The organism is Actinomadura sp. DC4 (assembly GCF_030406325.1).
In the GTDB taxonomy this organism is placed as follows: Bacteria; Actinomycetota; Actinomycetes; order Streptosporangiales; family Streptosporangiaceae; genus Actinoallomurus.
On sequence record NZ_JAUEQY010000018.1, the window covers coordinates 212,708 to 230,517 of the forward strand.

Genomic DNA, 17,810 nt, shown 5'->3' on the forward strand with positions numbered 1-17,810 from the left:
GTCTATGCCGGTGTGCGGCGTGGCGGCCGGGTGGGTGTGCTGCTGGACCGGTCGGCCGGCCTTCCGATCGTGCTGCTCGGGGTGCTGAAGGCCGGGGCGGCGTACGTGCCGGTGGACCCGGACTGGCCCGCCGACCGGGTACGGCTGGTGCTGGCCGGTGCCGACCTGGTCGTGGCGGACCGTGCGTTCCCGGAGGCGCTTCTCGTCGCCGACGCTCTGAACGGCACGGCGCGTGAGAGCGTTCCGGTTGGTCCGGACGACGTGGCGTACGTGATGTACACCTCGGGTTCGACCGGCGTGCCGAAGGGCGTCGCGGTCACGCACGGCGGTGTGGTGGGATTGGCCGCCGACCGTTCGTGGTCGCGTCACGAACGGGTGCTGTTCCACGCGCCGCACGCCTTCGACGCCTCGACGTGGGAGCTGTGGGTTCCGCTGCTGACGGGCGGCCGGGTGACGATCGCCCCGCCCGGTCAGACGGACGCGGCGAAACTCCGCGAACTCATCGCCGAGGGTGACCTGAGCGCCGTGCACGTCACGGCCGGGCTGTTCGCGGTGATGGCCGAGGAGTCACCCGAGTGCTTCGCCGGACTCGCTGAGGTCGTGACCGGCGGTGACGCGGTGAGTGTGGCGGCGGTTTCGAAGGTCGCCGAGGCCTGTCCCGAGACCGCCGTACGTCAGATGTACGGCCCCACAGAGGTCACGGTGGCCGCGACGACGTACGCGGTCGAGCCGGGACGCCAGGTCCCGCCGGTGCTGCCGATCGGCCCGCCGCTGGACAACACCCGCGTCTATGTCCTCGACGGCTTCTTACAACCGGTGCCGCCGGGTGTGACGGGCGAGCTGTACGTCGCCGGCACGGGTCTCGCGCGCGGTTACGCCGACCGCCCGGCCCTGACCGGCGAACGTTTCGTGGCCTGCCCGTTCGGCGCAGGTGAGCGCATGTACCGCACCGGCGACCTGACCCGCTGGACCCAAGACGGACATCTCATCTTCGCCGGACGCGCCGACACCCAGGTGAAGATCCGTGGCTTCCGGATCGAGCCGGGTGAGATCGAGAGCGTCCTGTCCGGTCACGAGAGCGTCGGCCAGGTCGCCGTCATCGCCAGGGAGGACGAGCCGGGACAGAAACGGCTGGTCGCCTACGTCGTCCCCGCCACCGTCGACGGGGCCGCGCTGCGCGAGTACGCCGCGAGCCTGCTGCCCGACCACATGGTGCCGGCGGCGGTCGTGGCCCTGGAGGCGCTGCCGCTCACGCCGAGCGGGAAGCTGAACCGCGCCGCGCTCCCCGCCCCCGACTTCGTCACCGGCGGACGCGAGCCGCGCACCCCGGTCGAGGCGGCGCTGTGCGACCTGTTCGCCGGCGTCCTGAACCTGGAGAAGGTCGGCGCCGAGGACGGCTTCTTCGACCTCGGCGGCGACTCCATCATGTCCATGCAGCTCGTCGCCCGCGCCCGCCGCGCCGGCGTGCTGATCAGCGCCCAGGACGTCTTCGAGCACAAGAGCCCCGCCGAGCTGGCCACGGTCGCCAAGGGCGACCTGGCGGACGGCCTGACGGGCGGCGGGACCGACCAGGTGCCGCTGACCCCGGCCATGCGCGAACGGGCCGAGCGGGCCGGTCTGGCCGGGCTCACGAGCGGACCCGCCCGGTCCGCGCTGCTGTCCGTCCCCGCCGGGCTGGACGCGGAGAGCCTCGCCGGCGCCGTGCGGGCGCTCACCGAACACCACGAGGCGCTCCGCGCCCGCCTCGTCTGCCCCGACGAACGCGACCGCGAGACCTGGCACCTGGAGATACCAGCGGACCCGGACCCGGCGGACCGGCTGCGTCACGTGGACGCGGCGGACACGGACGAGACCGGGCTCGTCGCCGCCCAGCGCCGGGAGGCGGCCGGGCGGCTGGACCCCCGCGCCGGGGCGATGCTGCAGGTCGTCCGGCTCGATCGCGGGACGGACCGGCCGGGCCACGTCCTCCTCGTGGCGCACCACCTGGCGGTGGACGAGGCGTCGTGGCGGACGCTGCTTCCCGACTTGGCCGCCGCCTACACCGCGCTCGCGGCCGGGCGCCCGGCCGGGCTCCCGCCGGTCGAGACCTCCTTCGGGCGGTGGGCGCGCACGCTGGCCGCCCAGGACCGGAAGGCGGAACTGCCGGGCTGGGAGCGGATCCTCCGCACCGGCGAACCGGCCCTCGCCGAACGGCCCCTGGACCCGGCGCGCGACACCGCCGCGACCACGCGGCGCATGTCGCTCCCCGTGCCCACCGGCGTCGCGGAGGCGCTGCTGACCCGGGTGCCGGCGGCGTTCCACGCCGAGCCGGGCGACGTGCTGCTCGCCGGGCTCGCCGCGGCGGTGGCCGAGTGGCGCGGCCCCGGCCCGGTGCTGGTGGACGTGGCCGACCAGGGCCGTACGCCGCTCACGACCGGCCTTGATCCCTCGCGCACGGTCGGCTCGCTGACGACCGCCCACCCGGTGCGCCTCGACACGGGGCCGGTGGACCTCCCGCGGGTACGGGTGGCCGGGCCGGCCGCCGGGCAGCTGGTCAGGCAGGTCAAGGAACAGCTGCGCGCCGTCCCGGGCGACGGCCGGGGGTACGGCCTGCTGCGGTACGCCGACGCCGGCGCCGGCGCGGCGCCCGCCCTCGCGGCGCTCGCCACGCCCTGGATCGGTTTCGCCCACGTGGACCGGACCGGTATCGAGATCGGCGGCTGGACACACGCCGGGACACCCCTCGACGAGGAGGACCCGGCGACGCCCGTCGCGCACGCGCTGGAGGCGGCGGCGGTCGTGCAAGACGGTCTCGGCCTGTCGCTTTCGTGGCCGGACGGGCTGTGGAGCGAGGCCGCGGTACGGGAGCTGGCGGACGGGTGGCTCGCGACGCTCACCGGGCTGGCCGCCCACGCCGCCGAGGACGGCGGCCACACCCCGTCCGACTTCCCCCTGCTGGCCGCGATCAGCGACGACGAGATCGGAGAGTTGGAGAACCGATGGAGGGCCCAGAATGAGCAGTCCTGAGTTTGCCGATGTGTGGCCCCTGTCGCCGTTGCAGGAAGGCCTGCTGTTCCACTCCCTGTACGACGAGGAGGCACCGGACGTCTACACGGGACAGCACGTCCTGGACCTCAAGGGCCCACTGGACCCCGCCGTCCTGCGCGCGTCCGGGCAGGCCATGCTCGACCGGCACGCCAACCTGCGGGCGTGCTTCTGGCAGCTCGACTCGGGCCGTACGGCCCAGGTGATCGCCGACCGGGTGGACCTTCCCTGGCACACCGAGGACGTGTCCGGCCTGGCGGACGACGCGGCGCGGGCCGAGGCCGCCCGGCTCGCCGCCACGGAGTACGGGCGCAGGTTCGACCCGGCCGTGCCGCCGCTGATCCGGTTCCTGCTGGTCCGGCTGGGGGAGGAACACCACCGCCTGGTCATCACCAGCCACCACATCCTGATGGACGGCTGGTCGCTCCCGGTCCTGCTGCGCGAGCTGTTCACGGTCTGCCGCGCCGGCGGCGACGCGAGCGGCCTGCCGCCGGTGACCCCGTACCGGGACTACCTCGCCTGGCTGGGCCGCCAGGACCGGGAGGCCGCGCGCACGGCGTGGCGGGAGGAGCTCGCCGGGGCCGAGGAGCCGACCCTCATCGCGACGGCGGACCCGGCGCGGGCGCCGATCGTGCCCGAGCAGCTCGAGACGCGGACCGACCCGGACCTGACGGCCGGGCTCCAGGCGCTGGCGCGCGAGCACGACCTGACGCTGAACACGATCGTGCAGGGCGCCTGGGCGATGCTCGTCGGGCGGCTGCTCGGCCGCGCGGACGTGGTCTTCGGCGCCGTGGTGGCGGGCCGCCCGCCGGAGCTGCCGGGCGTCGAGCGGATGCTCGGCCTGTTCGTCAACACGGTGCCGGTGCGCGTACGGCTGGACCCGGCCCAGCCGGTGACCGGAATGCTCACGGCCCTGCAGGCCCGCCAGTCCGCGCTGATGGCACGCCAGTACCTCGGCCTGCCCGAGATCCAGCAGGCGGCCGGGCCCGGCGCGGTCTTCGACAGCCTCATGGTCTACGAGGGCCAGCCCCGCGACACCGCCCCGGCCCCGGCGGCGGAGGGGCGCGCTGCGCGGCACGACCTCCGGGTCGCGCCGGCCGGCAGCCGGGAGGGGACGCACTACCCCCTCACCCTGGCCGCCGGGCAGCTCGGCGAGGAGTTCCTGCTGCGCCTGGACTACCGGCCCGACCTGTTCGACCGCGCGGCCGCCGAGGGCCTGCTCGAACGGCTGGTGCGGATCCTGCGGGCGACGGTCGCCGATCCGGGGCTGCGGGTCGGCCGGGCCGACCCCCTGGACGAGGCCGACCGGCGGCTCGTGGTCGAGGAGTGGAACCGTACGGCGGCCCCGCTGCCGCGCATCACCCTGCCGGAGATGTTCGCGGCGGTGGCGGCCGAGCGCCCGGACGCCGTCGCGCTCGTGCACGGCGAGGCCCAGTGGACGTACGCCGAGCTGAACGCGCGGGCCAACCGCCTGGCCCGCGACCTGATCGAGCGCGGCGCCGGGCCGGGAAGCGCGGTCGGCATCCTCATGGAACGGTCGGCCGCGCTGGTCGTGGCGGTGCTGGCCGTGGTGAAGGCGTCCGCGGCGTACGTACCGCTGGACGGCGCCCACCCGGTGGAGCGGCTGCGCGCGATGACGGCCGAGTCCGGAGTGTCGCTGCTCGTCGTCGACGAGACCGGCGCCGCCCACCCCCTCCTGGACGCCCTCGGATCCGTCGAGGTCGTCCCGCTGCCGGCCGAGGGCCCGGACCCGGGCGACCCGGTCGTACGGACCTCACCCGACGGCCTCGCGTACGTGATGTACACCTCGGGGTCGACCGGCGCACCCAAGGGCGTCGCGGTCACGCACGCCAACGTCGTCGCGTTCGCCCTGGACCGGGCCTGGGAGGACGAGATGGTCGCCCGGACGCTGATGGTGGCCAACCACGCGTTCGACGCCTCGACGTACGAGCTGTGGGCGCCCCTCGCGCACGGCGGCCGACTGGTGATCGTTCCGGCGGGCGAGCCCGACGCCGCCGAATGGGGCCGGCTGATCGCCGAGCACCGGGTCACCAACGTGCACGCCACCGCCGGGCTGCTCCGCGTGCTGGCCGAGCAGTCGGCGCAGATCTTCGCCGGGGTGCACGAGGTGGCCTCCGGCGGCGACGTGGTGTCGGCGAGCGCGGTCCGCGCCCTGCTGGAGGCGCATCCCGGGCTGGTCGTGCGGACGACGTACGGCCCGACCGAGACGACGGCCTTCGCCACGCACCTGCCCTTCGTGGACGCCGGGAGCGTCCCGGCGTCGGTGCCGATCGGCGTCCCGCTCGACAACACCCGGATCTACGTCCTGGACGGCTTCTTACGGCCGGTCGCCCCGGGCGTGGCCGGCGAGCTCTACATCGCGGGCGCGGGCCTGGCCCGCGGCTACGTGGGCCGGTCCGCGCTCACAGCCGCGCGGTTCGTCGCCTGCCCCTTCGCCGGACCCGAAGGGCACGGCGGCCGGATGTACCGGACCGGGGACCTGGCGCGGTGGGGCGGCGACGGGGTGCTCGCGTTCCTCGGGCGGGCCGACGACCAGGTGAAGATCAGAGGCTTCCGGGTGGAGCCGGGGGAGATCGAGGCGGTGCTGGCCGGCCACGACGCGGTCGCCCAGGTCGCGGTGGTCGCCCGCGAGGACCAGCCGGGCCAGAAGCAGCTCGTCGCCTACGTCGTCCCCGCCGGCGACGGCGCGGTCGACGTCCTGCGGGACTTCGCGGCGGCCGTCCTGCCCGACTACATGGTGCCCGCCGCGGTGCTGCCGGTCCCGTCGCTGCCGCTCACACCGAACGGGAAGCTCGACCGCGCGGCCCTCCCGGTACCCGACTTCGCCGGCCTGGCGAGGGGGCGCGCGCCGCGCACGCCGCTGGAAGAGGTGCTCTGCGGGCTGTTCGCCGAGGTCCTGAGCCTGGACCGGGTCGGCGCCGACGACGGCTTCTTCGACCTCGGCGGTGACTCGCTGCTCGGCATGCGGCTGATCGCGCGGATCCGCGCGGTGCTCGACAGCGAGCTGAGCATCCGCCGGCTGTTCTCCGCGCCGACGCCGGCGGGCGTGGCGCGGCTGGTCGGCGACGGCGGCAAGCCGCGCGCGGCGCTGGTCCCCGCCGTACGCCCCGAGGTGGTGCCGCTGTCGTTCGGGCAGACGCGCATGTGGTTCCTCAACCGGCTGCAGGACGGCAAGGGCGTCTACAACATGCCGATGGCGCTGCGGCTCTCCGGCGACCTGGACCGGGAGGCCCTGCGGGCGGCGCTCGGCGACGTCACGCGGCGGCACGAGAGCCTGCGCACGATCTTCCCCGACACCGACGGGGTGCCGCGCCAGCAGGTGACCGAGACCGGCGCGGAGCTCACGATCGTGAGCAGCGGCGAGGACGAGCTGGCCGGACTGCTGCGCGAGGAGGGGAGCCGCGGTTTCGACGTCGGCCGGGAACCGCCGCTGCGCGCCCGGCTCTTCGCGCTCGCGCCCGGCGAGCACGTCCTGATGATCGTGGCGCACCACATCGCGGCGGACGGCTGGTCGCTGGGCGTGCTGACCCGCGACCTCGCGGCGGCGTACACGGCCCGGCACGCGGGACACGCGCCCGAGTGGGCGCCGCTGCCGGTGCAGTACGCCGACTTCGCTCTCTGGCAGCGCGAGGTCCTCGGCGGCGAGGACGACGCCGGCAGCCTGATCAGCGCGCAGCTCGCGTACTGGCGGCAGGCCCTGGCCGAACTCCCCGCCGAGCTCACGCTCCCGGCGGACCGTCCCCGCCCGGCGGTGGCCGGCTTCACGGGCGGCTCGGTGCCGCTGTGGGTCGGCCCGGAGACGCACGCCGCGCTGACCGGCGTCGTCCGCAAGCAGCGGGCCACGCTGTTCATGGTGGCGCAGGCCGCGATCGCGGTGCTGCTGTCGCGGCTGGGCGCGGGCACGGACATCCCGATCGGGACCGTGACCGCGGGCCGCGGCGACGCGGCGCTGGACGACATGGTCGGCTTCTTCGTGAACACGCTCGTGCTGCGCACGGACCTGTCCGGCGACCCGGCGTTCGCGGACCTGGTCGGGCGGGTCCGCGAGGTGAGCCTGGCGGCGTACGGGCACCAGGACGTGCCGTTCGAGCGGCTGGTCGAGGAGCTCAGCCCGGACCGGTCCCTGTCCCGCCACCCGCTGTTCCAGGTCTCGCTGGGCCTGCAGAACGTCTCGCAGGGCGAGTCCTGGAAACTGCCCGGCCTGACCGTACGGCCGGCCGGGTCGGGGACCGACGCGGCCCGGTTCGACCTGTCCTTCAACCTGCGCGAGCGCCGGAGCCCCGAGGGCGAGCCCGCGGGCATCGAGGGCGTGCTCCAGTACTCGGCCGACCTGTTCGACCGGTCCACCGCCGGACTCCTGGCGGAGCGGCTCGTACGGGTCCTCGAGACGGTGGCCGCCGACCCGAGGCGCCGCGTCAGCCAGATCGGCGTCGTGGACGCGGCCGAACGGCGGCGCGTCGTCGAGGAGTGGAACCGTACGGCGGTGCCGGTTGCGGGCCGGTCGGTGCCGGAGGTGTTCGCGGCGCGGGTCGCGGAGTCGCCGGAGGCTCCTGCGTTGGTGTCGGGGGATTCGGTGTTGAGTTTCGCCGAGTTGGACGTGGTGTCGGGCCGGGTCGCCGGTGCTCTGGTCGAGGCCGGTGTTCGGCGTGGTGGCCGGGTGGGTGTGCTGCTGGAGCGGTCTTCGGAGCTTCCGACGGTGCTACTCGGGACTTTGAAGGCCGGGGCTGCGTATGTGCCGGTGGACCCGGACTGGCCCGCCGAGCGGGTACGGCTGGTGCTGGCGGGTGTCGATCTGCTGGTGGCGGACCGCGACTTCCCGGAGACGCGGGTCCTCCCGGTCGCCGACGTCTTGAAGGGCACGCCGCGGAAGAGCGTCCCGGTGGGGCCGGACGACGTCGCCTATGTGATGTACACCTCGGGTTCGACCGGGGTGCCGAAGGGTGTGGCGGTCACGCATCGCGGCGTGATCGGGCTCGCCGCCGACCGTTCGTGGTCGCGTCATGAGCGGGTGCTGTTCCACGCTCCCTGTGCGTTCGACGCCTCGACGTGGGAGTTGTGGGTCCCGTTGCTGGCGGGTGGCCGGGTGACGGTCGCCCCGCCGGGGCGGATGGACGCGGCGAAGCTGCGCGAGCTGATCGTGGGCGGTGACCTCAGCGCCGTGCATGTCACGGCCGGGTTGTTCGCGGTGATGGCGGAGGAGTCGCCGGAGTGTTTCGCCGGGTTGGCCGAGGTTGTGACGGGTGGGGATGCTGTGAGTGTGGCGGCGGTGGCCAGGGTCGCCGAGGCCTGTCCCGAGACCGCGGTACGCCAGATGTACGGCCCGACCGAGGTCACGGTGGCCGCGACGACGTACGCGGTCGAGCCGGGGGAGCAGGTCCCGGCGGTGCTGCCGATCGGCTCGCCGTTGGACAACACCCGGGTCTACGTTCTGGACGGTTTCTTACAGCCGGTGCCGCCGGGTGTGACGGGCGAGTTGTACGTCGCGGGGACCGGGCTGGCGCGCGGCTACTGGGATCGGCCGGGCCTGACCGGCGAGCGGTTCGTGGCCTGCCCGTTCGATGCCGGTGGGCGTATGTACCGGACCGGTGACCTGGCCCGCTGGACCCCGGACGGACAGCTGGTCTTCGCCGGGCGCGCCGACGCTCAGGTGAAGATCCGCGGGTTCCGGATCGAGCCGGGCGAGGTCGAGACCGTGCTGTCGGGTCACGAGAGCGTCGGCCAGGTGGCGGTCATCGCCCGCGAGGACGAGGGCCAGAAGCGGCTGGTCGCCTACGTCGTCCCGGCGACCGTGGACGGGACCGCGCTGCGGGAGTTCGCCGCGAGCCTGCTGCCCGACCACATGGTCCCGGCGGCGGTCGTGCCGATGGCGGCGCTGCCGCTCACGCCCAGCGCCAAGCTGGACCGCAAGGCGCTCCCGCCCCCCGGCTTCGCCTCCGGCGGCCGCGAGCCGCGCACGCCGGTGGAGGAGGCGCTGTGTGAGCTGTTCGCCGAGGTGTTGAAGCTGGAGAAGGTCGGCGCCGACGGCAACTTCTTCGACCTCGGCGGTGACTCCATCATGTCCATGCAGCTCGTCGCCCGCGCCCGCCGCGCCGGCGTGGTCATCAGCGCTCAGGACGTCTTCGAGCACAAGACCCCCGCCGACCTGGCGGCGGTCGTCGGCGAGAAGCCCGCCGAGGCGGAGGCCGAGCCCGAGACCGTGGTCGGCGAGGTGCCCCTGCCGCCGGTCATGCGCGGGCTCGGCGAGCGCGCCGGGCTGGAGCGGCTGACGAACCGGTTCTCCCAGTCCACCCTGCTCTCCGTACCCGCCGGCCTCGACACCGGCCCGCTCACCGCCGCCGTCCGGGCCCTCGTCTCCCACCACGACGTGCTCGGGGCGAAGCTGGTCTGCCCCGACGAGCGGGACCCGGCCTCGTGGCGGTTCGAACTCGGCGCCGAGGCCCCCGAGACGGACCTGGTGCGGCGCGTGGATGCGGCGGGACTGCCGGACAAGGAGCTCCCGGGGCTGGTCGCGGCCGAGGACCGGCGGGCGGCGGAGCGGCTGGACCCGCGCGCGGGCGTGATGGTCCAGGCGGTCTGGCTGGACCGGGGCCCGGATGAGGCGGGGCGGCTGCTCCTGGTCGCCCACCACCTGGTCGTGGACGGGGTGTCGTGGCGGGTGCTGGTCCCGGACCTCGTGTCCGCGTACGCGACGCTCGCGGACGGGCGGCCGGTGGAGCCGGCGCCGGCCGGCACCTCGTTCGGGCGGTGGGCGCGGACGCTGGCCGCCCAGGCCGAGCGCGCGGACCGGCTCGCGGAGCTCCCGGTCTGGCAGGGCATCCTCGCGGGCGAGGAGCCGCTCCTGGGCGAGGAGCCGCTGGACCCGGTCCGGGACACCGCGGCCGGCGTACGGCGGATGTCCGTCTCGGTGCCGGCGGAGGTCACCGGCGCGCTGCTCACCACGGTCCCGGCCGCGTTCAACGCCGGCGTCGACGACGTGCTGCTCGCCGGGCTCGCGGCGGCGGTCGCCGAGTGGCGGGCGCGGCGCGGCGACGGCGCCGGGCCCGTGCTCGTCGACGTGGAGGGGCACGGCCGCGAGCCGCTGACACCCGGCATGGACCTGTCCCGTACGGTCGGCTGGTTCACCAGCGTGCATCCGGTCCGGCTGGACCCCGGGCCGGGGGACCACGCCCAGATGCGGGCGGGCGGTCCCGCCGCGGGACGGCTGATCAAACGTGTGAAGGAACAACGGCGCCAGGTGCCCGGCGACGGCCTCGGCTACGGGCTGCTCCGCCACCTCAACGCCGCCACGGGTCCCGTACTGGCGGCGCTTCCCACGCCCCAGATCGGGTTCAACTACCTCGGCCGGTTCGACGCCGGAGCTCCCGCCCAGAACGGCCGGCCGGCCAAGGACGTCCGGCCGGCCGGCTGGCGGCAGGTCGGCATGGGCGGAGACGAGGACGAGGACATGCCGGTGGCGCACGTGCTGGAGGCCGGCGGGATCGTACGGGACGGGCCGGAGGGACCAGGGCTGAGCCTGTCGCTGAGCTGGCCCGAACGCCTCCTCGACGAGACCGGCGTCCGTGAGCTGGCGGAGGGCTGGGCGGCCATGCTGACCGGCCTGGCCGCGCACGCCGCCGGGACGGAGGCGGGCGGGCACACGCCATCGGACTTCCCGATGCTTGAGCTGGCCCAGGACCAGGTCGATGAGTTCGAGGCGATGGCCGCAGAGATCGAGAAGGGGTTGTCCTCATGAAGCGCTCGGCACTCGAGGTGTGGCCGCTGTCGCCGCTGCAGGAGGGGCTGCTGTTCCACGCCCTCTACGACGAACAGGGCCCGGACGTCTACGCCGGGCAGCACGTCCTGGACCTGGACGGGACGCTCGACGCGGCGGCGCTGCGGGCGGCCGGGCAGGCCATGCTGGACCGGCACGCCAACCTGCGCGCGGGGTTCCGTCAGGTCGCGGGCATGGACCGGCCGGTCCAGGTGATCCCCGCCCGGGTGGCCCTGCCCTGGCGGGAGGCCGACGCCTCCTCCGCCGAGGACCCGGCGGCCGAGGCCGCGCGGATCGCCGGTGGCGAGCTGGAGAAACGCTTCGACCCGGCGGTGCCGCCGCTGATCCGGTTCCTGCTGATCCGGCTCGGCCCGGACCTGCACCGCCTCGTCATCACCAACCATCACATCCTCATGGACGGCTGGTCGCTGCCCGTGCTGATGCGCGAGCTGTTCACGGTGTACCGGGCCGGCGGCGACGCGAGCGGCCTTCCGCCGGTGGCGCCGTACCGCGACTACCTGCGCTGGCTCGAACGCCAGGACCGTGAGACCGCGCGTACGGCCTGGCGGGACGAACTGGCCGGCACCGAGGAGCCGACTCTCGTGGCGGCGCCCGACCCCGGACGAGCGCCGATCATGACCGAGCAGATCCAGGAGACGGCCGACGCCGGCCTCACCGCCGCGCTGCGGGCGCTGGCGCGCGAGCACGACCTGACGCTGAACACCGTCGTCCAGGCCGCCTGGGCGACCCAGGTCGGCCGGCTGGCCGGGCGCGCCGACGTCGTGTTCGGCGCGGTCGTGGCGGGCCGCCCGCCGGAGCTGCCCGGCATCGAGCAGATGCTGGGCCTGTTCGTCAACACCGTGCCCGTCCGGGTCTCGCTCGACCCGGCGGAGCCGGTCGCCGGGCTGCTGACCAGGCTGCAGGCGCGGCAGACGGCCCTGATGGCCCACCAGTACCTCGGCCTGCCCGAGGTCCAGCGGCTCGCCGGGCCGGGCGCGGTGTTCGACACGCTGATGGTCTTCGAGAGCTACCCGTCGGACCCGGCGCGGGCGCAGGGCGCGGGCGGAGGAGGCCGCGGCCGTGGCGGCCTGCGGATCAGCTCGGGCGGAGGCCGGGAGGCCGCCCACTATCCGCTGACGCTGGCCGTCGCCCCGGGTGGCGACCGGCTGCGGCTGCGCCTGGAGTACCGGCCGGACGTCTTCGACCGGGAGACCGCCGGGCTCGTGCTCGACGGCCTCGTACGGACCCTGGAGACCATGGCGGCCGACCCCGGACGCGGCGTGAGCCGGCTCGGCGCGCTCGGCGACGCCGAGTGGTCCCGGGTCGTGGAGGAGTGGAACCGTACGGCCGCACCGGTGCCGGCGGACACGCTGACGAAGGTCTTCGGCGCGCGGGTGGCCGAGACGCCGGACGCGCCGGCGCTGACGTCGGAGGGCACGACGCTGACCTACGCGGAGCTGGACGCGGCGGCCGGCCGGGTGGCGGGCGCGCTGGCCGACGCGGGCGTCGGCCGCGGTGCCCGGGTGGGCGTGGTCATGGACCGGTCGGCGGAACTCGTCGCGGCGCTCCTGGGCGTGGTGAAGGCGGGGGCGGCGTACGTGCCGGTGGACCCGGCGTGGCCTGCGGCGCGGGCGCGGCTCGTGCTGAAAGAGGCCCGGCCGGCCGCCGTGATCGCCCGGCGTGACCTGTGGGAGGGGCTCGGCCCGGACGGCCGCCCCGTGGTGTTCACCGACGGCGGCTGGGTGCTGGACGGCCCGCCGCGCGAGGACCCGGGCGTGGAGGTGGGTCCGGACGACCTGGCGTACGTGATGTACACGTCGGGTTCGACGGGTGTGCCGAAGGGCGTGGCGGTCACGCATCGTGGCGTGGTCGGGCTGGCCGCCGACCGGTCGTGGTCGGCGCGTCATCGGCGGGTGCTGTTTCACGCGCCGTTCGCGTTCGACGCCTCGACGTGGGAGTTGTGGGTGCCGTTGCTGGCCGGTGGGCGGGTGACGGTCGCGCCGGCGGGACCGGTGGACGCGGACGTGCTGCGCGGCCTGATCGCCGCGACGGACCTGTCGGCGGTGCACGTGACGGCGGGGCTGTTCGCGGTGCTGGCGGAGGAGTCCCCGGAGTGCTTCGCGGGCCTGGCCGAGGTGCTGACCGGCGGTGACGCGGTGAGCGTGGCGGCGGTCTCGAAGGTGGCGGAGGCGTGTCCGGACACGGCGGTGCGCCAGTTGTACGGCCCGACCGAGATCACGATGTGCGCCACGGCCCACACGGTCGAGGCGGGGGAGCCGGTCTCTGGGGTGCTGCCGATCGGGTCGCCGCTGGACAACACGCAGGTGTTCGTGCTGGACGGCTTCTTACGGCCGGTGCCGCCCGGGGTCACGGGTGAGCTCTACATCGCCGGGACAGGGCTCGCGCGCGGGTACTGGGACCGGCCCGGCCTGACGGGCGAGCGGTTCGTGGCGTGCCCCTTCACCGGTCGCGGCGAGCGCATGTACCGGACCGGTGACCTCGCCCGCTGGACGCCGGACGGGAGGCTGGTCTTCGGCGGGCGCGCCGACGACCAGGTCAAGATCCGCGGTTTCCGGATCGAGCCCGGGGAGATCGAGAGGGTCCTGTCCGACCACGCGGCCGTGGGCCGGGTCGCGGTCGTCGCCCGCGAGGACCAGCCGGGACAGAAGCAGCTGGTCGCGTACGTCGTCCCCGCCGGCGACGTCATCGACGGCACCGCCCTGCGCGAGTTCGCCGCCGGGCTGCTGCCCGAGTACATGGTGCCCGCCGCCGTCGTGCCGCTGGAGACCCTGCCCCTCACCGCGAGCGGCAAGCTCGACCGGGCCGCCCTGCCCGCCCCCGACTTCGCCGGGCTGACCGGCGACCGGGACCCGCGCACGCCCGTCGAGGAGGTGCTCTGCGGGCTGTTCGCGGAGGTCCTGGGGCTGGAGCGGGTCGGTCCCGACGATGGTTTCTTCGAGCTCGGTGGCGACTCGCTGCTGGGCATGCGGCTGATCGCCCGGATCCGGGCGGTCCTGGACACCGAGATGAACATCCGCAGCCTGTTCGCCGCGCCGACGCCCGCGGGGGTCGCCCGGCTGGTCGGCAGCGGCGGCAAGCCGCGCGCGGCGCTGGTCCCGGCGGTCCGCCCGGACCCCGTGCCGCTGTCGTTCGGGCAGACCCGCATGTGGTTCCTCAACCGCCTCGACGGCGGCCAGGCCGCGTACAACATGCCGCTCGCCCTGCGGCTGAACGGCGCGCTGAACAGGGACGCGCTGCGCGCCGCCCTCGCCGACGTGGTCCGGCGGCACGAGAGCCTGCGCACGATCTACCCCGAGGACGACGGGACGCCGCGCCAGGAGATCGTCGACGAGACGCCCGAACTCGTCGTGGTCGACACCGACGAGGACCACCTGGGCGCGCTGGTCGCGGCCGAGTCCCGGCGCGGCTTCGACGTCGGCCGCGAACTCCCGCTGCGCGCCCGGCTGTTCGCCCTCGCGCCCGAGGTGCACGTGCTCACGGTCATCGCCCACCACATCGCGGCGGACGGCTGGTCGATGGGCGTGCTGACCCGCGACCTGTCCGCGGCGTACGCGGCCCGGCACGCCGGTGAGGCGCCGGACTGGGCGCCGCTGAAGGTCCAGTACGCCGACTTCGCCGTCTGGCAGCGCGAGATCCTGGGCAGCGAGGACGACCCGGACAGCCTCATCAACGCCCAGCTCACCCACTGGCGCCAGGCCCTCGCCGAACTCCCCGCCGAGCTGACACTGCCCGCGGACCGCCCGCGCCCGGCCGTCGCGAGTTTCATGGGCGGCATCGTCCCCCTGCGGCTCGGCGCCGAGGTCCACGCCGGGCTGGCCGACATCGCCCGCGCCCAGCGCGCGACCCTGTTCATGGTCGTCCAGGCCGCCGTCGCGGTGCTCCTGACACGCGTGGGCGCGGGCCCGGACATCCCGGTCGGCACCCCGGTCGCCGGTCGCGGCGACGCCGCCCTGGACGACCTGATCGGCTTCTTCGTCAACACGCTCGTGCTGCGCACCGACGTGTCCGGCGACCCCTCCTTCGCCGACCTCGTCAAGCGGGTCCGCGAGACCGACCTGGCCGCGTACGCCAACCAGGACGTGCCGTTCGAGCGGCTCGTCGAGGAGCTGAGCCCGGCCCGGTCGCTCGCCCGCCACCCGCTGTTCCAGGTCATGCTCACCTTCCAGAACGCCCCCCAGGGGTCGACGCGGGAGCTGCCCGGCCTGACCGTACGGCCGGAGAGGTCGGGCGGGAACGCCGCCAAGTTCGACCTGTCGTTCACCGTGGGCGAGCGCCGCGACGCCGACGGCGCCCCGGCCGGCATCGACGCCTCGATCGGCTACGCCACCGACCTGTTCGACCGCGCGACCGCCGAGCACCTCGCCGAACGCCTGGCCCGCGTGCTGGAGACCGTCGCCGCCGAGCCCGCCGTACGGGTCAGCCAGGTCGGCATCCTCGACGTCCCCGAACGGCGGCGCATCGTCCAGGAGTGGAACCGCACCGCCGCCCCCGTACGCGCGAAGACGCTGACGGAGCTGCTCGAAGCCCAGGCCGCCGCGACGCCGGACGCGCCGGCGCTGCGGTTCGAGGACACGACGCTGACCTACGCGGAGCTGGACGCGGCGGCGAGCCGCCTGGCCTGGCACCTGATCAGACGGGGCGTCGGGCCGGAGCGGGTGGTGGCCGTGGCGGTGCCGCGGTCGGCCGAACTGGTCGTCGCGCTGCTGGCGGTGCTGAAGGCCGGAGCGGCGTACCTGCCACTCGACCCGGAGTACCCGCCGGCGCGGGTGGCCCTCATGCTGGCCGACGCGCGCCCGGCGTGCGTCCTGACCACCCCCGAGGCCGCCGCGTCGCTGCCTCCCGAGGACGCGGAGACGCCGCGGGTGCTCGTGGGCGGTCTCCTGGACGGTCCGGGCGGTGCCCCGGCCGACGAGGACCGGACCGCGCCGCTGACCGGCGCACACCCGGCGTACATGATCTACACCTCGGGCTCGACCGGGATGCCCAAGGGCGTGGTCGTCCCGCACGCGGGGATCGTCAACCGGCTGCTGTGGACGCAGGCGGAGTACGGCCTCACGGCCGATGACCGGGTGCTGCAGAAGACCCCGTCCGGGTTCGACGTCTCGGTGTGGGAGTTCTTCTGGCCCCTGGTCACCGGCGCGTGCCTGGTGGTGGCGCGCCCGGGCGGGCACCGGGACGCCGCGTACCTGGCCGGGCTGATCGAGCGCGAGCGCGTGACGACGGTGCACTTCGTGCCGTCGATGCTGCGGATGTTCCTGGAGGAGCCGGCGGCGAGGCGGTGCACGACGCTGCGGCGGGTGCTGTGCAGCGGCGAGGCGCTGCCGGCCGAGCTCGCCACGCGTTACCACGGCACGCTGGCCGCCCCGCTGCACAACCTGTACGGGCCGACGGAGGCGTCGGTCGACGTGACGTCCTGGCCGTGCCCCGCGGACGTGGCGGACGGTGTCGTGCCCATCGGCCGGCCGATCTGGAACACCCGGGTCTTCGTGCTCGACGCGTACCTGCAGCCGGTGCCGTCCGGCATCACCGGCGAGCTGTACCTCGCCGGCACGGGACTGGCCCGCGGCTACGCGAACCGGTACCCACTGACCGCCGAGCGGTTCGTGGCGTGCCCGTTCGGCGGGCGCGGCGAGCGCATGTACCGCACCGGGGACCTGGCCCGGTGGACCGGCGACGGCGCGCTGGTCTTCGTCGGCCGCGCCGACGGCCAGGTGAAGGTCCGCGGGCTCCGCGTGGAGCTCGGCGAGATCGAGGCCGTGCTGGCCGGCCACGCAGGCGTCGGCCGGGTCGCGGTGGTCGCCCGCGAGGACGAGCCCGGACGGCAGCGCCTGGTGGCCTACGTCGTCCCCGCCGCGGACGCCGCGCTCGACACCGGCGCGCTGCGCGACCACGCCGCCGCCGCGCTTCCCGCGTACATGGTCCCGGCGACGCTGGTGGAGCTCGCCGAGCTGCCGCTGACCCCCAGCGGGAAGCTCGACCGCGCCGCGCTCCCGGCCCCCGACTTCGGCGCGCTCGCCGCCGGACGTGAGCCTCGTACGCCGGTGGAACAGCTCCTGTGCGAGCTGTTCGCCGACGTTCTGAAGCTGGACCGCGTCGGCGCCGAGGACGGCTTCTTCGACCTCGGCGGCGACTCGCTGCTCGCGATGCGGCTGATCGCCCGTGTGCGGAACGCGCTCGACGCCGAGGTGAGCATCGGCGCGCTGTTCGCCGACCCGACCCCGGCCGGGGTCGCCCGGCTCGTACGGGACGGCGGCGGACGCGCGCGGACGGCGCTGGTGCCCGGCCCCCGGCCGGACGTGGTGCCGCTGTCGTTCGGCCAGACGCGCATGTGGTTCCTCAACCGCCTGGAAGGCGGCGCGACGGCCTACAGCATCCCGTTCAGCGTGCGGCTGAGCGGCGACCTCGACCGCGCGGCCCTGCAGGCGGCGATCGCGGACGTGGCGGGGCGGCACGAGACGCTGCGCACGATCTTCCCCGACGACGGGGGCGTGCCGCGCCAGCAGGTCCTGGACGACGCGCCGGAGCTGGTGGTCGCCGCGACCGGCGAGTCCGAGCTCGCCGGGCTGCTGGCGCAGGAGGTACGCCGCGGGTTCGACGTCGGCCGCGAGCCGCCGCTGCGGGCCAGGCTCTTCGCGCTGGCCGCCGACGAGCACGTCCTCATGCTGGTGATGCACCACATCGCGGCCGACGGCTGGTCGATCGGCGTGCTGGCCCGCGACCTGTCGGCGGCCTACACCGCCCGCCGCGCCGGCCAGGCGCCGGACTGGGCGCCACTGCCGGTGCAGTACGCCGACTTCGCCGTCTGGCAGCGCGAGGTGCTGGGCCGCGAGGAGGACGCCGGCAGCCTGATCAGCGGGCAGCTCGCCTATTGGCGGCAGGCCTTGGCGGAGCTCCCCGCCGAGCTGACGCTTCCGGTGGACCGCCCGCGCCCGGCGGTGGCGACCTTCACGGGCGGATCCGTGCCGGTACGCGTGGGCGCGGACGTGCACGCCGG

The 17,810-nt window shown here is 75.1% G+C and carries 3 protein-coding genes (1 of these 3 cut by a window edge); all 3 read left to right on the plus strand.

All coding sequences use genetic code 11. The features are described from left to right. Positions 1-3,006: the end of a non-ribosomal peptide synthetase gene (locus tag QWU11_RS28075; RefSeq protein WP_290117440.1), read on the plus strand. It extends 9,234 nt beyond the left edge of the window; 3,006 of the gene's 12,240 nt are visible here — the last part of the coding sequence; the start codon falls outside the window, past its left edge; it ends in the stop codon at positions 3,004-3,006. Further along, the gene (locus QWU11_RS28080; protein ID WP_290117441.1) at positions 2,993-10,777 is read left to right on the plus strand and encodes a non-ribosomal peptide synthetase; all 7,785 of its coding nucleotides are present in this window, start codon (positions 2,993-2,995) and stop codon (positions 10,775-10,777) included. The genes QWU11_RS28075 and QWU11_RS28080 overlap by 14 nt, the downstream gene beginning before the upstream one ends. Continuing rightward, on the plus strand, positions 10,774-17,810 hold a 7,037-nt coding region (locus QWU11_RS28085), incomplete at its 3' end, for a non-ribosomal peptide synthetase (RefSeq protein ID WP_290117442.1). The genes QWU11_RS28080 and QWU11_RS28085, both read left to right, overlap by 4 nt.

Bases quoted from the DNA above. Each gene is read 5' to 3' on its own strand.
- QWU11_RS28080 (WP_290117441.1), top strand. From the start codon at position 2,993: ATGAGCAGTCCTGAGTTTGCCGATGTGTGGCCCCTGTCGCCGTTGCAG.